At 72.7% G+C, this 20,679-nt stretch carries 18 protein-coding genes and 1 tRNA gene; 6 read left to right on the top strand and 13 right to left on the bottom strand.

The features are described 5' to 3' along the window. Positions 1-74 precede the first annotated feature (74 nt). Positions 75-1,412 (bottom strand): extracellular solute-binding protein, encoded by a 1,338-nt coding sequence (locus O2W53_RS00775; RefSeq protein WP_269161137.1) that lies wholly within the window; start codon positions 1,410-1,412, stop codon positions 75-77. Between the two features lie 91 nt (positions 1,413-1,503). Beyond that, positions 1,504-2,682 (bottom strand): ROK family transcriptional regulator, encoded by a 1,179-nt coding sequence (locus tag O2W53_RS00770; protein ID WP_269161136.1) that lies wholly within the window; start codon positions 2,680-2,682, stop codon positions 1,504-1,506. Between the two features lie 437 nt (positions 2,683-3,119). Here O2W53_RS00770 and O2W53_RS00765 point away from each other — a divergent pair, with 437 nt between their 5' ends. The 3 genes from O2W53_RS00765 (at position 3,120) to O2W53_RS00760 (ending at position 4,066) form a co-directional block, all read left to right on the top strand. Beyond that, positions 3,120-3,323 carry a hypothetical protein gene (locus tag O2W53_RS00765; protein ID WP_269161135.1) on the top strand — a complete coding sequence of 68 codons (204 nt, stop codon included), beginning with the start codon at positions 3,120-3,122 and terminating at the stop codon, positions 3,321-3,323. 127 nt (positions 3,324-3,450) lie between these two features. Next, positions 3,451-3,708 (top strand): PASTA domain-containing protein, encoded by a 258-nt coding sequence (locus tag O2W53_RS23850; RefSeq protein ID WP_442929265.1) that lies wholly within the window; start codon positions 3,451-3,453, stop codon positions 3,706-3,708. 172 nt (positions 3,709-3,880) lie between these two features. Then, complete coding sequence (locus O2W53_RS00760; RefSeq protein WP_269161134.1) at positions 3,881-4,066, top strand: hypothetical protein; 186 nt, start codon at positions 3,881-3,883, stop codon at positions 4,064-4,066. Between the two features lie 617 nt (positions 4,067-4,683). Here the strand turns inward: O2W53_RS00760 and O2W53_RS00755 are convergent. The 4 genes from O2W53_RS00755 to O2W53_RS00740 all read right to left on the bottom strand — a co-directional run bounded on the left by O2W53_RS00755 (position 4,684) and on the right by O2W53_RS00740 (position 7,497). Then, positions 4,684-4,923: a hypothetical protein gene (locus tag O2W53_RS00755; RefSeq protein WP_269161133.1), complete on the bottom strand. Its 240-nt coding sequence runs from the start codon at positions 4,921-4,923 to the stop codon at positions 4,684-4,686. A 383-nt stretch (positions 4,924-5,306) separates the two neighbouring features. Further along, positions 5,307-5,999, bottom strand: a complete 693-nt coding sequence (locus tag O2W53_RS00750) for a hypothetical protein (RefSeq protein ID WP_269161132.1) — start codon at positions 5,997-5,999, stop codon at positions 5,307-5,309. Between the two features lie 86 nt (positions 6,000-6,085). Continuing rightward, on the bottom strand, positions 6,086-6,463 hold the full coding sequence (locus O2W53_RS00745) for a PadR family transcriptional regulator (RefSeq protein WP_269161131.1): 378 nt from the start codon (positions 6,461-6,463) through the stop codon (positions 6,086-6,088). Between the two features lie 605 nt (positions 6,464-7,068). Next, the gene (locus O2W53_RS00740) at positions 7,069-7,497 is read right to left on the bottom strand and encodes a VOC family protein (protein WP_269161130.1); all 429 of its coding nucleotides are present in this window, start codon (positions 7,495-7,497) and stop codon (positions 7,069-7,071) included. A gap of 60 nt (positions 7,498-7,557) precedes the next feature. On the opposite strand from O2W53_RS00740, the gene O2W53_RS00735 reads away from it, so the two are divergent. Continuing rightward, on the top strand, positions 7,558-8,526 hold the full coding sequence (locus tag O2W53_RS00735; RefSeq protein WP_269161129.1) for a helix-turn-helix transcriptional regulator: 969 nt from the start codon (positions 7,558-7,560) through the stop codon (positions 8,524-8,526). A 272-nt stretch (positions 8,527-8,798) separates the two neighbouring features. Here O2W53_RS00735 and O2W53_RS00730 read toward each other — a convergent pair whose 3' ends face one another. From O2W53_RS00730 to O2W53_RS00720, 3 genes are all read right to left on the bottom strand, one after another. Further along, complete coding sequence (locus O2W53_RS00730) at positions 8,799-9,074, bottom strand: hypothetical protein (protein ID WP_269161128.1); 276 nt, start codon at positions 9,072-9,074, stop codon at positions 8,799-8,801. A gap of 1,019 nt (positions 9,075-10,093) precedes the next feature. Continuing rightward, positions 10,094-10,181 (bottom strand) — tRNA-Ser (locus O2W53_RS00725). Positions 10,182-10,271: 90 nt separating this feature from the next. Continuing rightward, the gene (locus O2W53_RS00720) at positions 10,272-11,990 is read right to left on the bottom strand and encodes a hypothetical protein (protein WP_269161127.1); all 1,719 of its coding nucleotides are present in this window, start codon (positions 11,988-11,990) and stop codon (positions 10,272-10,274) included. 367 nt (positions 11,991-12,357) lie between these two features. Between O2W53_RS00720 and O2W53_RS00715 the strand changes: the two genes are divergently transcribed. Further along, entirely contained in the window at positions 12,358-14,178 is a 1,821-nt protein-coding gene (locus O2W53_RS00715) for a helicase-related protein (RefSeq protein ID WP_269161126.1), read from the top strand. A 28-nt stretch (positions 14,179-14,206) separates the two neighbouring features. On the opposite strand, the gene O2W53_RS00710 is transcribed toward O2W53_RS00715, so the two are convergent. Both O2W53_RS00710 and O2W53_RS00705 read right to left on the bottom strand, forming a co-directional pair. Further along, positions 14,207-15,265, bottom strand: coding sequence for a hemolysin family protein (locus tag O2W53_RS00710; RefSeq protein ID WP_269161125.1), 1,059 nt, complete (start codon positions 15,263-15,265; stop codon positions 14,207-14,209). Continuing rightward, complete coding sequence (locus O2W53_RS00705) at positions 15,262-16,662, bottom strand: hemolysin family protein (RefSeq protein WP_269161124.1); 1,401 nt, start codon at positions 16,660-16,662, stop codon at positions 15,262-15,264. The genes O2W53_RS00710 and O2W53_RS00705 overlap by 4 nt, the downstream gene beginning before the upstream one ends. 238 nt (positions 16,663-16,900) lie before the next feature. On the opposite strand from O2W53_RS00705, the gene O2W53_RS00700 reads away from it, so the two are divergent. Further along, complete coding sequence (locus tag O2W53_RS00700) at positions 16,901-19,558, top strand: phosphatase domain-containing protein (RefSeq protein ID WP_269161123.1); 2,658 nt, start codon at positions 16,901-16,903, stop codon at positions 19,556-19,558. Positions 19,559-19,615: 57 nt separating this feature from the next. On the opposite strand, the gene O2W53_RS00695 is transcribed toward O2W53_RS00700, so the two are convergent. Together O2W53_RS00695 and O2W53_RS00690 are read right to left on the bottom strand one after the other, a co-directional pair. Further along, positions 19,616-19,774 (bottom strand): hypothetical protein, encoded by a 159-nt coding sequence (locus tag O2W53_RS00695; protein ID WP_269161122.1) that lies wholly within the window; start codon positions 19,772-19,774, stop codon positions 19,616-19,618. Continuing rightward, positions 19,774-20,646 (bottom strand): class E sortase, encoded by an 873-nt coding sequence (locus tag O2W53_RS00690; RefSeq protein ID WP_269161121.1) that lies wholly within the window; start codon positions 20,644-20,646, stop codon positions 19,774-19,776. The genes O2W53_RS00695 and O2W53_RS00690 overlap by 1 nt, the downstream gene beginning before the upstream one ends. Between the last annotated feature and the right edge of the window lie 33 nt (positions 20,647-20,679).

The raw sequence follows: 20,679 nt of genomic DNA, 5'->3' as shown, positions 1-20,679 counted from the left end.
GGACGCGATCGCGGCGCGCGGGCGCCGGACGGCGGGCGGGCGCGGTCGCGCCCCCGGCGGACGGGGTCAGGCGGTCAGTTGAGCGTGTCGGTGATCAGCTGGTCCGCCTCGGCCGCGGCCGTGGCCGGGTCGGTGCCGCTGGCGATCTCCTGGAAGAGGTCCTCCAGGATCCGGGCGCCCTCGACGTCGGCCCACTTCTCGGCCGGCGGCGTGAGCTCGGCGTCGACCGCAGCGGCCAGCGCCGCCTGGGCGTAGACGTCGTCGCCGAGCGCGTCGGCGTACTCCGTGTTGCCCGGGATCAGCCCGTTCTCGGCCAGCATCGTCTGGTACTCGGGGCTGAAGATGATCCGCAGCAGGTCCCGGGCCAGCTCCTGGTTGCCCGACTTCGCCGGGATGCCGATGTTCGAGCCACCGGAGAACACCGGCGCGACCGAGCCCTCCTCGAGACCGGGGAGGGCGAAGATGCCGGTCTTCTCCTCGTTGCACGCCTGCTGCTCGTCCAGCAGCGCCTTCGCGGCCTCGGACTCGTCGTCGGCGGCCACGCCCTTGTTGCACTCGGGCAGGTTGATGCTCCAGCGCGCCCAGGTCGGGGCGGAGAACATCGCCGCCTCGCCGTTGTTGAATGCGATCCACGGCTCGTCGGAGTCGGCGTCCCGCGGTGCGCTGGTGGCCGTGGTGAACAGCTCCTGGACCTCGGCCAGCCCCTCCTGCGACTCGGGGCTGGACAGCGCCCCGGTCCACTCGCCGTCCTCCTCGACGGCCAGCTCGCCGCCGTGGCTGTTCAACCAGGCGACGCCGTTGTACCAGTCCTGCCCGGGCAGCCAGAACCCGGAGAAGCCCGGCTGCCCGGACGGGTTGGCCTGCTGGAGCGTCTGCGCGACCTCGGTGAACTCGGCCAGGGTGGTGGGCACCTCGACCCCGGCGGCGGCGAAGAGCTCCTTGTTGTAGAAGACCGCGCGGGCGCCGGAGTAGTAGGGCACCGCGTAGAGGGTGTCGTCGACCGTGCCGGCGTCGACGAAGCCCTGCAGCAGGTCCTCGCCGCCCAGCTCCTCGTACATGTCGGTGATGTCGCTGAAGGCGCCGGCGTAGGTGAACGTCGGGCTCTGCGTGTTGCCGAGCTCGACCAGGTCCGGGGTCTGGCTCTCCGACGTCAGCGCCGTCTGCAGCCGCGGGACCAGCCCGTTCCAGTCCTGTTCCTCGATCACCAGCGTCGAGTCGGGGTGCTGCTCCTCGAAGGTCTCGACGAGGTGGTCGCGGAGCTCCTGCGGGGTGTCGGAGCCGGCCAGCCACAGCCGCAGCTCGCCACCGCTCTCACCGCCGGCCTCGGCGGCGTCCTCGCCGCCGCCGCAGGCGGTCAGTGCCAGCATCCCGGCGGCCAGAGCAGCCAGGCCTCTCGTGCGTACCCTCTTCATGTTGGGGTTCCTTCCCGATGCGCGGACGGTGCCGGACAGCGCCGTTCCAGGGGGCGTGCTCTCCCGACGTGCAGGGGTCGGCTCGGGGTCCTCACGTGACCCCGAGCTGACCGGACAGCACGAGCACGGCGGCCCCGGACAGGGCGCCGTGCTCGCCGAGCGAGGTCATCCGCAGCTGGACGTGGCTGCTGACGACCGGGATGGTGCGCTCGCGCAGGGTGGCCAGCGCCGCCTCACGCAGCGGCCCACCCAACAGCTCCTCCGGGCCGCAGAGAACGACCTCGGAGAGGTTCAGGGCGCTGACCACGGGGGCCAGCACGATCCCCAGCCGGCGCCCGACCGAGGCCAGCGCGGCGTCGGTGGCGGCTGGGTCGAGCCCGGCGATCCGCCGGCGCATCGCCGGCACGGACAGCACCGTCTCCAGGCAGCCGCGGCGCCCGCAGGCGCAGGGCTCGGGGCGGCCGAGCGGGGCCTGGTCGTGCTCGTCGCGCTCGTCGAGGGCGGTCACGTGCCCGAGCTCGCCGGCGGCGTGCTCGTTGCCCTGGACGAGGGCGCCGTCCAGCACGATCCCGGCGCCCACCCCACCGCCGACGGTGAGCACCAGCAGGCCGTTGCCGGAGGCGCCGCCCCAGGTGAACTCGCCCAGGGCCGCGGTGTCCGCGTCGTTGGCCACGTGCACCGGCAGCTCCAGCGCAGCGCTCAGCTGCTCGGCGAGCGGCAGGTCGTACCAGCCGCGGTTGGGGGCCTGCAGCACCCGGCCGGAGGGGTCGATGACGCCGGGGGAACCCACGCCCACCCCGAGCACCGGGCGGGTGGTCGCCGCGACGAGCTCCCGGCACAGCTCCAGCAGCACCTCGACCGCTGCGGCGCCGGTGCGGCCGCCGACCGCCGCCGTCCGGCGTTCCTGGACGGCGCCGGACAGGTCGAGCACGGCACCGTGCACCCGCTCGTCGTCGGCCAGGTCGACGGCGACGATCTGGAAGGCCTCGGCGTCCAGGCCGACCAGCGTGCCGGGCTTGCCGACCTTGCCGTCGGCCTGCTGACCCAGCTCGGTGACCAGGCCCTGGGCGAGCAGGGAGGACACGAGGTCGGAGATCGTCACCCGGGTCAGGCCGGTCGCCCGGGCCAGCTCGGCCCGCGACCGCGGCCCGGCGTGGAGGAGCAGCTGGAGCACCATCGACCGGTTGCTCGCCCGGGCGTGCTCGGGCAGCACCTTCGCGGTCGAGCGCAGGGCTCGTCGGTGCTGCGGAGTGTCTGCGACGGCGGTCACATTTGTTAGGCAACCGTCCTTACAAACAACTGTCAAGGGGGTGGCGCGCGGGTGAGCAGAACGAGACCTGCGGATGACCTGGGCACATCGGCCCGGTACCGGCGGCACGGCCGGCGGTGATGCGGAGGGCGTGGGATTCGAACCCACGAAGAGCTGTGAACTCTCAGCGGTTCCCAAGATCGCTCCGACGCACTCCTCTCACGTGTTCTTTCCGCAGTATCTGCAGCTCAGCGCGCTGATGGGACTCGCCGTCAGTCACCCCCGCTGACCCTCCCGTGCCCGTCCTACGGGCACGTAGCGGGCACGGCCAGGGAGTTGATCGGTCCGTGCTGTTCTGTATCTGAAACGGGCGGTCGACGCTCGAGCACCTGCGAGTCACCTCCTGGGACAACCTCCCTACAGCCCTTGAGGAAGCCGACCGGATCCTCGACCCGCCCATGCCCGTACGTGTCCGGTGGGGCCGTGAATGGCACACGCCCGCGCTGCTGCACGCCTGGGCGCAGAGCGAGGAACGCGGCGACGGCTGGCTCGGCTACGTCGAATACCACCGCGAGACCGCGCCCGGATTCGCCTTCGCCGTAGGCCGCTGGACGCCGGCGTGGAACGTCCAGCCAGAAGGCGCGACCACCCCGCCCTTCTGACTCCCACCCCTACGCTGAAGCCAGCCTCCGCCGGTACCCCCGTATCGGCGGGGTCCCGCGCCATCCAGCGGCACAGGAGGTCCATCCCGTGGGTCGAGGACGAGCCAAGGCCAAGCTGGCAACGCCCATGCGAGAGCTGGCAGGCGCGGCGCTGGTAGCAGTGCCGGCCGTGACCGGGCTGACGGTCCCCGAGGCCCTCATGGTCGCCGGACCGTTCGGGCTTTCGCTGGTGAGCGTGAGCGGCGAACCACCCCTCGCACTGACCGGCCTGATCACCGCACAACGGCCCGCACCAGGCACAACCGCGCCCCCTGGCACCGCCCTCACCATCTGGACGACCGGGCCGGACGGACCCGACGGACCCAGTCCCTCGCTGGTCTCGTGATCACGGTCGGCTCACGCCGGCGCAACCAGCCGGCGCCACCGCACGTGCTCTACGAAGCGCTGACCACGCCGAACCACGACCTCGCCCGTCCGTGATTGCTGCTGCTGGATGACGAGCTGCAGCCCGACATCCTCACAGCCGAAAAGCCAGACCTGGTGGTCTGGTCATCGCTGTGGAGCGCAGACCCGAGGCGCGGATCCGGTTCGAGCTGCCCGGTGATCGCAGCGGCTACGGCACCGACCTGAGCTGGGAGCTGCTGGTCAAGGAACCACCGCCCGACGCCTCACTGCTGGGTCACATGCGACGACGGATCAACGAGCTCATCAACGCCAACCTGCGCTACACGTTCGGCCAGTAGCGTCCCGAGCAACCGACGATGACTCCTCTTGCGCAAGCTGACAGAACAGCTCTTACGGCGCCTTGATGTTCGCTTCACGATCACGCGGTGCGCTACTGGGATGTTCCGCTGCAGCGGAGGCGACGATCGGCAAGCAAGCGTGGCAGGAGGGCACCGTATGACGCAGTTCAGCCCGGGCAGTTGGGTGCCACCGCCCGGAGTGCTGCCGGGATGGAACTGGCTTCCTCCGGAACACGGTGTGCGACCAGACCTCGACCGCGTGCCGCTGTGGGTGCGACTTTGGTACCGGACACCGCTGATCGACCGGAACGCCTACGCCTGGATGTGGCGCCACGGCGGCCTGGAGATCCTGCCGCCACATCAGGGGCCCGCCGATCCAGCCGGCGACCGCGAGCCCCTTCGCCCACTTCCGCGCACCGATGATGGTGCAGCCGACCGCGTAGACCGAAGGCAGGACAGAGGAGGCCGCGAGCCAAGGCCGACCAGCAACCTCTGAGCTCGCCCGTGCGGCGATGAGCGGCTCTCCGGGTACCCGGCCCGGCCGCCGTGGGTCCCAGGTCGCCGTGGCATCGCGCTCCGGGCGCCAACCACGCTGGTATGACGCCGCCCGGTCTCGCTCAGCCAGCCAGCGGCGCGGTGCGGTCGGGACGTCGGTCGGCCCAGGACACGAAGGTGGCCGTCACCATGAGCAAAGACGGCAGGAGGAGCTGGGCGAAGCCCAGCGCCACGATCAGCGACCACCCGAGCGACACAGCCGCGAGCACGCCGGCAAGGACCGGGGCGGCCGTCCCACGGCCCGCACGGTCGGTCCAGAGGGCACCGGCCGCGCACAGCAGGGGCACGCCGAACAGGGCCACGGCGAACGTCCCGCCTCGGTGCCGGTCGAACAGCAATGTGAAGGCCTCCCCACCACCGGGCACACTGCGTGACCTCGTCCCAACCCGGCTGACCGGAACCGCCCGTCAACGGACTGCCCGAAACCTGACCGTTTTCGGGACGACAAGCGCTGGCGCCCCTGCGGGTGCGGTTCACGATTGCCTCACCCGGTGTGCCAGGAGAGCCGGGCGACCTTCGAGAGCCCGCGGGTGATGGAAAGGCGTTTCGCGCGTGTCGCCCTGGCTGGTGGCACGCGTCGTGCGCGACTCAGCGACGGCAGGCGATCAGATCGAGACCAGTCCGACAACTGCCGGCGGAACGCTGTCGCCTCAACGCGGCACGCCGTCGGACTGGTTCACGTGCTTCAGCCGAAGACCCAGGAGAGGATCCCCACCGCAAGGTAATAGGTGGGGATCATCAGGGCCGGCACCAAGGCGATCCAGCCTGATCGCTGGGCTGCCCTGTTCGCTCGCGGCTCAGGGGCGAGAGGGGAGGTGACGAGATCGTCGGCGGAGTCACCAGTCAGCTCGCGGTACTCGAGCCAGGACAGGGCGAGCACCACCACGAAGAGCCCGATCGCGATCACTGCCGGTGACACCGGAACAACGGTCGCTGACGAAGTCCCACTGGCTGCTGCGGCTCCGACACCAGCCGCGGCGACCACGGCGACGAGGGCGAAGAGGGCGGTGCCCAACACCCAAGGGCGCGCCATCAGCGGGCGCAGCACTCGAGGTAGGCACAGCAGCGCGGCCGCGACCACGGCGAGACAGCCGAGTTGCACCAGGTTGTAGGTCAGTGGCTCACCACTGACCCAGTTTCGGACCGCAGCGGTGCCCACGAGCATGGCCAGCACCTGACCGGCGCCGAGGGCGGCGATGGTCCACACCCCGGACACGCGCTCGGGAGAGCTCTCCGCATCGATCTCCCGGGCGTAGTCGGTGGGATCACCGAACGCTGCCGATGGGGGTTCACCGGTCTCCGTGCAGTGGCCCTCCACCTCGCCCAGGCGCTCCCCGATCACCGGACCGGGGACGTCTCGCAGCCGCAGCTCGAGCACGAACGCACTGCACCACTCCTTGTGGGCCCGGACGAACGGACGCTCCCAGACCTCCTGCGGTGCAGCCTGCACGCCGGGGGACTCGCTCATGCTGAACTCCTCGAGGAGTGGGTGGAGTGGACGAAGGCGTTGCCGCCCGCGGCAAGGTGGACGCCGACCCGGGCCGAGAACGCCTCCCACCGGGTGACGCCGTGCTCCAGCTCGGCGCGGCCGGCGTCGGTGAGGGTGAAGTACTTGCGCCCCGGACCGGTGTCACCGGTCCGCCAGTCGACGATGACCAGCTCGTTCTTCTCGAGCCGGGCCAGCAGCGGGTAGAGCGTGCCGCCCTTGATGTCGCCGAAGCCCGCGTCGGCCAGCCGACCGGCGATGGCATAGCCGTAGGTGGGCCCATCAGCCATGACCCGCAAGACGCACAGCTCGAGGACCCCGCGGAGCCACTCGCTGGGCTGCGGTCCGGTCGGCACACCTTGATAGTGCCTCTACTCAGAGCGCCTGTCTAGTAGCTTCTGGCCGGACTTCCCGGCGTGTCCCGGGCGCGGACCGTCCGCCCGCCCCAACGAAGTCCGAGCTCGCCACGCCGCCCAAGAGCTCGAACGCCCGTTAGCGGACTGACCGGTACATCAGCGTTCTCGGCATGCAGAGCCGCCAGTGGCCCAAGGTGAGCGCTGCGTCCTGCTGCGGCCGACCGGCCTGCTACTGGCCGTTCTGCCGAGAGCAACTAGCGGAAACGGCCATCCTGCTCTGCGTGACCAGAAACGGGTTCCGAAACTGCAGCTCACAACCACCCGTTAACGGACTGACCACTACCGGACCGTTTTCGGGCCGCCCAGCACCCTTGGCCCGGCGTCCGCGGCGGCGCCGAGGGGGACACCGGAGTCAGGCGCACCCCGCAGCGTCGCCTGGGAGACAGCCAGCCCGAGCTTCATCCACCACGCCCTTCGTCGTTCCTCCCGACCGTGACCGTTGCCGCACTGCCCAGGCGCTGCCACCGTCCCACAAGTGGACTGAAGGCCCGGCGACGGACTGGGTCCGCCACGGCTCTCCCCATCCCCACGAAGTGGACGGGCCGTCACCGTCCGGCTCGCGCCCGGGCCTCCGGCGTGACCGGGGTGAAGAGGTTGACGAGGTTGCCGTCGGGGTCGCGCAGCAAGAGTGAGCGGTTGCCCCAGGGCATGGTCGTAGGCTCGTTGACGAACTCGGGTGCGAACTCCTGGAGGCGCACGTACTCGGCGTCGACGTCCTCGACGAGGAACTCGACGATCACCGTGTGGTTGTCCGCCGGCCGTGCCGACCCGGCCCCGAACAAGGCCACGGTGCGCGTGCTGCCGATGGCCACGGTCCCGATGGGGGTCCGCAGCTCGGCGAAGTCGGGGGTCGACCACGCGACGGGGGCGCCGGTGACCTGTTCGTAGAAGGCGGCCAGGCCGGCGACGTCGTCGGTGATGACCCGGATCGAGACCAGGGCCGGGCGGGCGGGGGGCGGCGGTGGCTGCGTCATGTCCGGCACGCTAGGAGCGCTACCGGACAAGATCCGCCCGGTTTGGGCGACGATGTCTGCGTGACCCGTCCCACGGCCAGGGTGCTGGCCCTGCTGGAGATCCTGCAGACCGGTGGCATGCACACGGTGGGCGATCTGGCGGCCCGGCTGGGTGTCGACGAGCGGACCGTCCGCCGCTACGTGGGCCACCTCGTCGACCTCGAGATACCGGTCGAGACGGTGCGTGGCCGCTACGGCGGCGTCCGGCTGGTCCCCGGGTACCGGATGCCGCCGCTGATGCTCACCGGGGAGGAAGCGCTCGCCGTCGTCCTGGGGCTGGTCGCCGGCCGCCGCGCCGGACTCGTCAGCACGTCGGTCCTGGCGGTCGAGAGCGCCGCCGCCAAGCTGCGGCGCGTGCTCCCGACGGCCCTGTCGTACCGCCTGGAGGCGGTACTGCAGACCGCGGGGTCCACCTCCGCACCGGGGCCGCAGGTGGCCGAGACGACGACCCTGCTAGCCGTTGCCGAGGCGGCGCGCGACCGCCGCGCGGTCGACCTGGCCTACGTCGACGGCCGTGGGCGGGCCAGCCGGCGCACCGTGCACCCCTACGGGATCGTGGCGCACGCCGGACGCTGGTACCTGACCGGCGCCGACGCATCGACCGGGGAGGCGCGCACCTTCCGGATGGATCGGGTCGCGGCGATCGAGCTGCTGCCCGGCACGTTCGAGGTCCCTGCCGGCTTCGACGGGGCGGCCGCGGTCGTGACCGCCATCGCCGAGGCGCCCCGGCAGCACTTGGTCTACCTGATCGTCGACGGCACGGCCGAGCAGGTGCGCCGGTCGTTGCCCGCCACGCTGGCGACCGTAGAGGAGCATCCCGACGACTCGGACCGGGTCCGCGTGCTCATCCGGGCGGAGCGGCTGGACTGGGTGCCCGGACTGCTCGCCGCGATGGACCTGCCCTTCCACGTCGAGGGCCCGGACGCCCTCCGGCCGATGCTGCGGGCGCTGGCCCAACGGCTCACCACAGCCGCCGGGCCCACGCCCTGACGAGGAAACGGGCCCTGCTGAGCGAGTTCTCCACCGATCGAATCGAGCGATGTCCTCACACGCCACCAGATCGAAGGGAAGATCATGCGCTACCTCAGCGCGCGCCAGGTGCGCCTGCCAGAACCGGACGGCTCGGCTAGGGCGCTGATCAAGATCGCCCGTTTCCGGACTGCCCGATACCGAACCGTTTTCGGGCCGATCAGTACCCAGGGGGCGGCGCGAGCGCCTCGTACGCATCCAACGCCCGAGGGTGGCTGCGGGTGACCGGTAACTCAGCGCGGTTGGGCGTCAGTCGACATGCCGATGAAGCGGACGCCGGGAACTGAGGGATAGGCGAACTGGCCGGTGACGAGGGCCAGGGACGCCTCCGGAGTCAGCGACACATCGTCGGCCTCTCCTGAGGCACCCTCGGCTACTGCTTCGCCATCGGACCGGACCGCCCACCCTTCGGCGGCTGACCCATTCCAGGCAGCAGCACCAGCGGTCGACAGCTGTTCTTCGTCCAGGACCTCGACGATGTAGGTGATTGTCACCGTGCAGTTCGCCACCTGGCCGAGCTTGCACCCAACCCACCGGCCACCGCGCATCCGGCGCTCGGAACAGCCAGCAACCGATGCCGCCGCAGAGCAGTTGCAGTCGGCCTCCCGATGGCGAGGGCCCAGGCGTCTTGCTCATCGAGGTCGACGGCCAGCCACATGGCTTCTTCCGGCAAGTGATGTTCTAGGCGCACCATCGGCTACGCGACTAGCGGAAATCGGCCGGCTCGCTGCGAGTGACCAGAAAGGGGTTCCGAAACACCGGCTCACAACCACCCGTTTCTGGGCCGCTCTTCGGACCACTGGACTCGTCGGGCGTTTGCGCAGGTCGTCCGACGGGTCAACCGGCCCAGAACCCGTGCCCGAAATCAACGGCCCGAATCCTCCGGCCTCTGACGTTTGTGGGCCGCTCCCGTTGGCCTCCGGGCGCGAACATGGTCGGCTCGCCGGCGCTCGGGTTGCGCCAGGTGCCCTTGTGGAACCCGGTTTCGATCGCTCCGGCGACGTGGCCCAACAGCGCGACCGGCAGCCGCCGTCGCTCAGCTGCTCACCGCTGGTCAGCGTCGGCTCGCCCTTGACCGTCGACCACAGGCCGGGGGCCTCGATGGGCAGGTCCGCGCTCGCCCCGTCTTGGGCGGCGTTGGACTGCCCCGACAGCCACCGCGACAGCGACCGGGGGTCGGTGGTCATGGTCTCGACGGCGAACCGAAGCGCGCCCTTGGGCGACGCGCACGCCTCAGCCGACGGCAGGGCGCTTGAGCGGGCTCAGGGGCGCCGGCCAGCGAGGGAGCACGCCGCGGGTGAGGGGCGACGGCAGGCCAGCCACCTAGCGCCCCCGCCGCTCAGAAGACGAAGACGGCCTCTGCTTGGCGGAGCCGCACGTTCCGGGCGGGCGTCGCTCTCCGTGATCGACGGCTGAGCTGCATGGAGGCACACGAGGAGCCGCACCCGCTGCGATGGCTGCATGTTGGCTGCGCGAATGTCCGAGCGACGTCAGCGCTGTCCAGTCCACGCGCGGACGCGCAGGTCAGCGGAGGGCGTGGGATTCGAACCCACGAAGAGCTGTGAACTCTTAGCGGTTTTCAAGACCGCCGCCATCGGCCACTAGGCGAGCCCTCCTGGCGGTCTGAGGCTAACGCCCCGGCCTGGAACGGGTCCGGCCCCGCCCCGCGCATGCGGGACGGGGCCGGAGTGGTGCAGTGGAGCGGGTTACTGCGCGCGGCGGCGCGAGGCGACGAGCAGACCGCCACCGACCCCGAGGGCCAGCACACCGGCGCCGACGAACGGCAGCGGCGAGAAGCCGGTGAAGGCCAGGACGGCGGTGCCTCCGGAGACGGTGACCTCGACGACCAGGTTGCGGACGTTGCCGTTCACGTCGACACCGGTGGCCACCAGGTGGTGGACGCCGTTCGCCAGGTCCTTCGGCAGGGTCACCGTGGCACTGAAGGTGCCGTCGGACAGGACGGTGACCGTGCCCAGCGAGACCGGGTCGGAGTAGACGAGCAGCTGGACCGTGGAGCCGGGCAGGAAGTCCTTGCCGGAGATGGTGACCTTCTCGCCGGCGACGACCTTGCCGTCGGCGTCGTCGCTGGTCAGGGTGCCATCGGCCTTGGGCAGCGAGGCGGCGACCGCAGTGGCCGGGACGGCCTCGGTGGTCACCCGGTCGGAGACACCGATCCGGTTGCCGTCGGCGTCCAGCGACTCGACACCGACGACGTACACGACACCGGGGGTGGCGCCGAGGACGCAGGAGGTGCCGAGCGCGGTCGTCGGCATGCAGAAGACGCTGCCGTCCGAGGACTGCTGGCCCTGCGGACCCGCGAAGGCGCGGTAGCCGGCGACGCCGGTCGCGTTCTCCGGTGCGGTCCAGCTGACCTTGATCTGGGACGCGCCGGCGACGGCGGTGACGGCAGCCGGGCCCGGCACGGCCGGCGACCCGGTGAGCACCGAGGAGGCCGCGGTGTGGCCCTTGGCGGTGGCGAAGCGGAAGGTGACCGAGTACGTCTTGCCGGTCGTCAGGCCCGTGATGGTGCCCTCGTACTGGTAGTCGCCCTGGTTGACCGTGGTCACGGCGGTCCACGTGGTGCCACCGTCGAGGCTGTACTCCACGCCCTTGACGAGGTCGTCGGAGGCGACCGTGGACGTGGTGAGCTGGAAGTCCAGGCCGTTCTTGACGCCGTACACCCACTTGGCCTGCGGTGCGCCGGTGACCTGCGTGTCCACGGGCGCCGGGGGTGCGGGGACGGCACAGGGGATGACGATGCCGGTCACGGCGCCGGGGCCGCTGCCGGCGACGGTGTCATCGGCGTCGGGGTCGGCCGGGAAGACGTCGGCCTCGTTGCCCGCGCCGGCGCCGCCGTTGGCGGGCTTGCCCGCGTCGGACCCGCCGTCGCCACCGAAGGCGCTCATGAAGGACGCGCCGTTCTTCGTCACCGTGGTGAGCCCGCCCCCGCCACCTCCCAGGCCGTCGGCGTCGTTGCCGGTGCCGGCCGCGCCCCCGGGGGCACCCCCCGCACCCGGCGTGCCGGGGACCGCGGGCTGCAGGACGGTGACGCCGTCCTGCTCGTAGGTCTCCGGGGTCCCGGGCTCGGCGTCCCCGCCCTGCTCGCCGACCGTGAAGGCGAAGACGTCGCCGGCGACCACGGTCGTCATGGTCTGGAAGCCGCCCCCGTCGACACCGAACGAGTTCTCGCTGGAGCCACCGGATGCGCCGTAGACCAGCCAGTCGATGCTGCAGTACCCGTCCGGGACGGTGAGGGACGCGAGCTCGTCCTGGCTGTAGGTGGCGTCGGTGTCGGTGGTGAAGTCGAAGGGCTCCAGCGGGGCGGCCGAGGCGACGCCGGTGACGCTGAGGACGGCGGTGGACAGGCCGATCGTGGTGACGGCCAGCAGGCCGGCCGCACGACGGGCCGGAGACGTGAGACGCACGTCGAACTCCAGGTGAGGGTGCCCGGAACGCCGGGCGCGTCTACCCGGAGGTCCGGGCGCTGCACGGAACCTGGCACCGACCCGGGAGCCGACTGTGCGCCGCCGAGCCGATGGTGCGTCGCGTTACCTGATCGTTATCTGCTGACGAATGTGCCGGTCCTCGGCATTACCAGACGTAGGACTCGCTCAGTGTGGAGCCGCTCCACTTCCGCTCACCCCAAGTTGTGCCAGTGAAACGGCACGATGGTCTCCAGTCTCGCAATAGGGCATGATGGGCGCGCTGGCGGTGTTCCACCCAGCGACGGTCCGCGCACGTGCGCGTCGACCTCCCACCGCCTGATCCCTCAGCGAAGGACACTCCCTGCCTGTGACCGGCCCCCAGCACTCCCCCACCCGGCGCCGTGAGCGCAGCGCGGCCCGCGAGACCGCCTCCCGTGACGCCGACCGGGTGGCCGCGCGCGACGAGAAGCGCGCCCAGCAGATCTGGGTGGACGGCGCCGCGCCCGAGCTCCCCACCCGCGCCACCCGCCCGGAGAAGGTGGTCTTCCACCTCGGCCCGACCAACTCCGGCAAGACCTACGAGTCGCTCCAGGCGCTGGCCGCCACCGGCTCGGGCGTCTACGCCGCCCCGCTGCGGCAGCTGGCCCACGAGGCCTACGCCAAGCTCTCCGCCCAGCTCCCGCCGGGCACCGTGGGCCTGTCCACCGGCGAGGAGGAGATCGACCCCAACGCGGCGATCGTCTGCTGCACCGTGGAGAAGGCCCCCGACCGCGGCGAGCTGCTCGTCCTCGACGAGTCCCACTGGGTCACCGACCCCGACCGCGGCCACCACTGGGCCCGGCTGCTGCTGACCGGCGAGTACCGCGAGATGCACCTCATCTCCGCCGCCGAGGCCTATCTGGTGCTCAAGCCGCTGGTCACCGACGCCCAGCAGGTGCAGGTCGTCAACCACAAGCGGCTCTCCCGCCTCGACGTCCTCAAGGCCCCGGTGCGCACCGACGCCGTCCGCCCGCAGACGCTGGTCGTGGCCTTCTCCCGCAAGGCCGTCTACGCCGTCGCCGCCGAGCTCGACCAGCACCGGCCGGGCAAGGTCGGCGTGCTGTACGGCGCGCTGCCGCCGGCCACCCGTCGCCAGGTCATCGACCGGTTCACCCGCGGCGAGCTCGACGTCCTGGTGACCACCGACGTCATCGGCCACGGCATCAACGTGCCGGCCACCACGGTGCTGTTCGCCGAGACCACCAAGTTCGACGGCCAGGAGCTGCGCCCGCTGCGCACCTGGGAGGTCGCCCAGATCGCCGGGCGCGCCGGCCGGTACGGGCTCACCGGGCACGGCCAGACCGGGATCCTGATCGGGGTCGCCGGGCTCAAGCCGGTCGGCGCGCTGGTCGGTGCCGGTGCCGCAGTGGCCCGGGGTGACGAGATGAGCGACCTGCCCAAGCGCCGGCCCCGGCTCCGCCCGGAGCTGGAGGACCTCGGTGCCCACGAGGCGGTCGACCTGCCCGAGGCGCTGACCCGCTGGATGGCCTGGGCGCGGGTGGCGACCCAGGGCGAGGGCATGACCGCCGACGACGTCACCGGCCTGGTGCTGCGCGTGCACGCCCTGCTGCCGATGCTGCGCGGGCCGCTCGGCGAGGCCGGCGACCTGCAGACGGTGTGGCGGCTGATCAACCTGGCCATCGACTACAACCCGCCGCGGCGCACCCGCTGGCTGGTGCTGGCCCGGGCCGCCCTGCAGCACGCGGTGGGCCTGCCCGTCCCGGTGGCGACCGTGCTCCCCGAGTACCCGGTCAAGGGCTCGGTCGAGGAGTACGAGCAGGCCGCGGCCGCCGCGCGGGACGCCCAGACGCTGCTCCGCCAGTTCCCCGGCGTGGCCGGGCTGGACAGCGACGACGCCGCCGAGCTCGAGGAGGCGTGCGCCGAGACCATCACCGAGCTGCTGCCCGACGCGATCGCCATCGGCCGCTCGGGCACGTGCACGGAGTGCGGCACCTCGATCGCCCCGTGGTTCACCACCTGCCGCCCGTGCAGCGGCCCGCGGTCCGGCCGGGGTGCCGCCGAGCGCTCCCGGCCGGCGGGGAGTCGTGGCGGTCGCGGTCGCTCCGACGGTCGCCCCGCCCCAACCGCGAACACCGGCGGGGGCGCCGGACGGCGCAACCGCTCGTCCCGGGGGTCGCGCCACAGCTGACCGTGGTCGCCGGTGGGGGGACGTCCCCCTACCGGCGCCCGGCCGCCACGGTCTGCGCGGCGTCGCGCACCTCGCCGACCAGTTCCTCCAGCACGTCCTCCAGGGCCACCACACCCACGGTCCGGCCGGTGTCGGCGTCGCGTACGACCGCCAGGTGGGCGCCCTCCCGCTGCATGGTCGCCAGCACCTCCCGCAGCCCCTGGTCGGTCGTCGCACCGGCGAGCGGGCGGATGAGCGCGGGGTCGACCGGTGAGTCCCGCTGCTCGACCGGGACGGCGAGGAAGTCTTTGAGGTGGACGTAGCCCTCGAGGTCGCCGTCGCCGTCCACCACCGGGAAGCGCGAGTAGCCGGTGGCGCCACAGACCTCCTCGAGCTCGCCCACGGTGATCCGGGACGGCACGGTGACCAGGTCCGCCGTCGCGATCGCGACGTCCGCGGTCCGCTGCTCGTCGAACTGCAGGGCGCCGGTGAGCAGCTGGTGCTCGCGCTCGTCCAGCAGCCCCTCGCGGTGCGACTCCCCGATCAGGCCGGTCACCTGGTCCCGGGTGAACGTGGAGTTGACCTCGTCCTGCGGCGTGACGCGCAGGACGCGGAGCACCAGGTTGGCGACCTGGTTGAGCAGCCAGATCAGCGGGTGCAGCACGCGGACGACCCAGTACAGCGGCGGCCCGAGCAGCAGCGCCGCGCGCTCCGGGCCGGCCAGCGAGATGTTCTTCGGCACCATCTCCCCCAGCACCATGTGCAGGAAGACCACGACGGTGAGCGCGATGGCGAACGCCACCGGGTGCACCAGCGCCTCGGGCATGCCGGCCGCGGCGAACGGTCCCTCCAGCAGGTGGGCGACGGCGGGCTCACCCACGGCACCCAGCCCCAGCGAGCAGACCGTGATGCCCAGCTGGGCGCCGGCCATCATCAGCGAGACGCTCTCGATGGCCTTCAGCGTCGTCCGGGCGCCGCGTGCACCCTCGGCGGCACGCGGCTCGATCTGCGTGCGGCGCGCGGAGACGAGCGCGAACTCCGCCCCGACGAAGAAGGCGTTGCCGGCCAGCAGGGCCAGGCCCACCAGGATGGCGACGGTGTCGCTCATCGGCCGACCTCCTCTGTCGTCAGTGCGTGCTCCGTGCGGGAGGCAGCGGTCGCGCCGCCGGTCCGCCGCAATCGGACGCGGTCGACCCGGTGCCCGTCGAGCCGGGTCACCGTCACCGCCACCTCCGTCGGGACGGGGACGCCGTCGGGGTCGGGGTGGGCGACGTCGTGGGCCTGGAGGACGACGCGGTCGCCGACCTGCGGGAGCCGGCCGAGCCGCTCGGTCAGCAGTCCGCCCAGCGTCTCCGACCCCTCGCCCTCGGGGAGCTCCAGACCGACGGCGTCGCCGGCCTCGTCGGGCCGGAGGAGCCCGGAGAGCACCCACGACCCGTCCGGTGCGCGACGTTGCCGGGTGACCGGTGCGTCCTGCTCGTCGTCGATCTCCCCGACGATCTCCTCGATGAGGTCCTCCAGGGTGACGATGCCCGCGGTGCCGCCGTACTCGTCGACCACGACGGCGAACTGCAGCCCCGGCTCACGGAGGGTCTCCAACAGCGGGTCGAGCTCCACCGTCTCGGGCACCGCGCGCACCGGCACCATCACCTCACCGACCGTGCGGGTCGCCCGCTGCGCGGCCGGGATCTTCATCGCGTGCTTGAAGTGCACCACCCCGATGACGTCGTCGACGCTCTCCCCCTCGACCGGGAACCGCGCGTGACCGCTCGACGCGGCCAGCTGCAGCAGCTCGGCGACCGACTGGTCGGCGCTGAGGAAGCGGACCCGGGGGCGCGGCGTCATCACGTCGGCCGCCGTCCGGTCGCCGAACTGGATGGACCGGGCGACGAGGTCGGCCGTGCCCACGTCCAGCGTGCCGGCCTGGCCGGACCGGCTGACCAGGGACGCCAGCTCCTGGGGCGCCCGGGCCGAGGCGAGCTCCTCGGTCGGGGTGATGCCCATCAGGCGCAGCAGCCGGTTGGCCGACCCGTTGAGGAAGGCGATGAGCGGCCGGGTGGCGGTGGTGAAGGCCCGCTGCGGCCCGGCCACGACCTTGCCGACCCGGGTGGGCTCGGCGATCGCCCAGTTCTTCGGCACCAGCTCGCCGAACACCATCTGCACGCCGGTCGCGACCGCGAGCGCCAGCCCGACCGAGATCGCGGTCACCGCCCCGTCGCCCAGCCCGGTCAGCCCCACCGGCCCGCGCAGCAGGGTCGCCAGCGACGGCTCGGCGATGAACCCGACGACCAGGCTGGTCACGGTGATGCCCAGCTGGGCGCCGGAGAGCTGGGTGGACAGCGACCGCATCGCGGCCACGACGCCGGCCGCCCGGCGGTCGCCGGCGTCCGCCTCGCGCTCCAGCGTGACCCGGTCGGCGGCGATGAGCGAGAACTCAGCGGCGACGAAGAGCGCGTTGGCGGCGACGAGCAGGACGGCGGCGAACAGCAGCAACCACTCGATCACCGGCTGCCGTTCCCTGCGACGTGGGTCCGTGAGCCGTGCGTCAACACGCTGTGTTCCTCTCGAGGGGCGGTCCGGGGTGCCGCACGGCAGGTGGGTGCCCAGCGCGCGGCGTCCGCACGCATGGCGGAGGACATCAGCGAGCGCAACGCCCGCGCGGACCAGCCGGTTCCACGGTAGGACTGAGGACTGGCCCACACCGGCCGGCACCGCTGCGCGCGGGACCGCCCGGGGAGCACCGATGACGCAGGGAGCCGCCTGGATGACCGAACAGCCCCGCCCCGAGCACGCCGTGCCGGACCCGGGCAGTCTCACCGACGAGGCCCCCAGCCGACTGGTCCGGATCGCCTACCGGCTGGAGAACGGCCTGCGGGACCAGCTCGCCCGGGTCGCCCGGCGGCGGGGCTGGCACCCGGCGGCACTCAGCTACCCGGGCTACGGGGCGAGCGGCAGCGCACGGGTGCTGGGCCGGTTGCTGCTCGCCCCGGCCGGCACCGACCCGGGGGCCCGGCGGGACATCCCGGGCTGGCGGCGGCTGCTCACCCTCGAGCAGCCGCAGGGCGAGGTGGAGATCGAGCTGGGCGGGGTGCGGCACCGGGCCCGGTCCGACGCGGCAGGGCTCGTCGACGTCACCCTGGACGTGGAGCTGCCCCCGGGCCGGGCAGAGGCCCAGTTGGTCGTGCCCGGGCGCGAGCCCGTCCGGGCCACCGTGCACCTCGCCGGCCCGGACGTGCGCCGGGGCGTGGTCTGCGACGTCGACGACACCGTCTGGGTGACCGGGCTGCGGCACCCGCTGCGGGCCGCCTGGCGCACCCTCGCCCGGTCCAGCAGCGGGCGCACGATGGTGCCGGGGATGGCCGGGCTGCTGACCCGGCTGGTCCAGGACCATCCGCACGCCCCCGTGGTGTACCTGAGCAACGGACCGTGGAACCTGGCGGGGCCGGTGGCCCGCTTCCTCGACCGGAACCGCTTCCCGGCGGGGGCGCTGCTGATGACCGACTGGGGGGTCACGCCGCGCGGCTGGTTCCGGGACGGCCGGGCCCACAAACGCGGCGCCCTGGAGCGGCTGACCACCGATCTGCCCGGCATCCGCTGGGTCCTCGTGGGGGACGACGGCGAGCACGACCCGGAGATCTACCGCGACTTCGCCCGCCAGCACCCCGACCGGGTCGAGGCCATCGCGCTGCGCCAGGTGCACCCGGCCGACGCTGCGGAGCCGGACGGCGACGTCGACGGTGTACCGGTCGTCCGGGCTCCCGACGGCGCCCAGCTGGCCGCCCACCTGGACGGCGCGCTCGACCTGCCACCCGCGGCCCCGGTCGGTCTGGAGGCATGGTTCCTCTCCGCCACCGAGCGCGGCAACGACGCGACCCGGCTCCAGGCGTGGACCGAGGGCAACCGGGTCCGGCCCCTCGTGCACGGCCGCAGCTACCTCCCCGTCCTGGCCGACGTGCTGGCCGACGCAGGACGCGGCGACCTGGTCTACCTCGCCGGCTGGCGGGGCGACACCGACGAGCTGCTCACCGACGACGGCCCGACGGTGGGCAAGGCCCTGTCGGACGCCGTCCGTCGCGGTGCCCTGGTCAAGGGGCTGATCTGGCGGTCACACCTGGAGTCGATGGCGTTCTCCGCCGAGCAGAACCGCGACCTCTCCCGCGACGTCAACGAGACCGGCGGCGAGGTGCTGCTCGACCAACGGGTCCGGCCGATGGGCAGTCACCACCAGAAGTTCGTCGTCGTGCGGCACCGCGACCGCCCGGACGAGGACGTCGCCTTCCTCGGCGGGATCGACGTCGCGCACAGCCGCCGGGACGGCGTGGCACACGAGGGCGACCAGCAGCCCCGGCCGTTCGCCGACGCCTACGGCGACACCCCGGCGTGGCACGACGTCCAGGTCGAGCTGCGCGGTCCGGTCGTCCGCGAGGTCGAAGCGGTCTTCCGGGAGCGCTGGGAGGACCCCGCTGCGCTGTCCCGGATGCCGTGGCACGTGCTCCCCGACCTGTTCCGCGGCCAGGACCGGGCGCCCTCCTCCCTCCCCGAGGCGCGGCCGGCGCCGCCCGGCGAGGGGTCGTGCGCGGTGCAGCTGCTGCGCACCTACCCCAACCGCTGGCCCGGGTACCCGTTCGCACCGGACGGCGAGCGCAGCGCGGCCCGCGGTTACGCCAAGGCGCTGGCCCGGGCCGAGCGCCTGGTCTACGTGGAGGACCAGTACCTGTGGTCCACCGACGTCGCCCGGGTGTTCGCCGACGCGCTGCGCGCGCGACCTCGGCTGCAGCTGGTCGTCGTGGTGCCCCGCCACCCGGACAAGGACAGCCCGGTCAGCGTGGTGCCGGTGGCCCTGGGGCACGCCCGGGCGCTGGACATGGTCCGCGAGGCCGGCGGGGACCGCGTGCAGGTCTTCGACGTGGAGAACGAGCAGGGCGTCCCGGTGTACGTGCACGCCAAGGTGTGCATCGTCGACGACGTCTGGGCCACGGTCGGCAGCGACAACTTCAACCGGCGCTCCTGGACGCACGACTCGGAGCTGACCGCGGCCGTCGTCGACAGCGACCGCGACCTGCGGGAGCCCTTCGACCCGGGCGGGCACGGGGACGGAGCCCGTCGGTTCGCCCGGGACCTCCGTCTGCGGCTCATGCGCGAGCACCTGGGCCGGGCCGACGGCGACGACGCCGACCTGCTCGACCCGGACGAGGCCGTCGCCGCGGTGCGGCACGTCGCCGCCGCCCTGGACGCCTGGCACGCCGGCGGACGTCGCGGCCCTCGCCCGGCCGGCCGGCTGCGCGCGCACGTCGTCGAGCGCCCGCCCCTGTGGCAGCGGGTCCTCGCCGTCCCGCTCTACCGCTACGCCATCGACCCCGACGGCCGCCCGCCCCGGCTCAAGGTGCGCCGCAGCGTGTGAGATGCGGGCCGTCCGGGCGGCGGCGGGCGCCGGCCGGCGGCCGGCGGCCGCGTCAGCTCACTGGTCGATGGTCACGTCGTTGAACGGGAGCATCGGCTCGACCCACGGGAAGACGACCAGCAGCAGCAGCGCGCAGACGGCGAGCACCAGGACCAGGGAGAGGAACGCCTTGCTCGCCCGTCCACCGGGGAGGGCCCGCCAGAGCCACCCGTACATCAGGCCTCCCCTCCGCCGTCGCGCAGTGCCGGCGGGCCGTCGGGTGCCTCGGCCTTGGAGACCGCGGCGCCGTCCAGCCGGGCGTGCACGATCAGGCGCTGCCGCGCGGAGTACTTGGGGTGGCAGGTGGTCAGGGTCAGGTACTCACCCGAGGGCGGCGCACCGGCTGCGCCCGGCGTCGGGGCGATGACGTCGATGTCGGCCGGCGTGACGATGTGCTGGCCGGGGATCCCGCTGGGGTCGGTGGTGGCGTCGCCGGTGGCCGGGTCGCCGAGCACCCGGTAGACGAACCAGCTCTGCGCGGTCTCCACCACGATCGGGTCGCCGGGCCGGAGCTGGTCGAGGTCGAGGAACGGCGACCCCTTGCCCACCCGGTGCCCGGCCAGCGCGACGTTGCCCGGCTGCCCGGGCATCGCCGTCCCGGCGTAGTGACCCGGCCCCTGGGCGAGCTGGGCCTCCTCGGTGCCCTGCAGGACGACCTGCTGGTAGTCCTCGCCCAGCCGGGGGATGCGCAGCACGGCGATCGGCTCGCCGGCCGCCGGTTCGACCAGCACCGGCGGCGGGCCCGACGTCGGGGTGTCCGCCCAGACGTCGCGGATCTCCTCGGTGAGCTGGTCCTGCCGGCGGTCGTTGAGCAGGTCGGTGACGTAGACCTCGTAGACGACGAACAGCAGCAGGACCAGCCCCGCCGTCACCATCAACTCGCCGAACCCGCGGGTCAGCACCCGCCAGACCGGCTCCCGTGCCGGCGACTCCGCCGCGGGCTCGTCCCACTCGGGCTCGTCCCACTCCGGCTCGTCGAACGACGACTCGTCCCACAGCGGCGGCAGGGCGCGCTGGGGACCCACCTGCTGGATCGGCTGCGTGTCCATGACGGACCGATGCTAGGGGCCGAACGCTCCGTG

The organism is Modestobacter sp. VKM Ac-2978 (genome assembly GCF_026968025.1).
GTDB lineage: Bacteria > Actinomycetota > Actinomycetes > Mycobacteriales > Geodermatophilaceae > Modestobacter.
The sequence above is the reverse complement of the archived record's forward strand: the minus strand, read 5'-3'. Positions and strand labels throughout refer to the sequence as shown.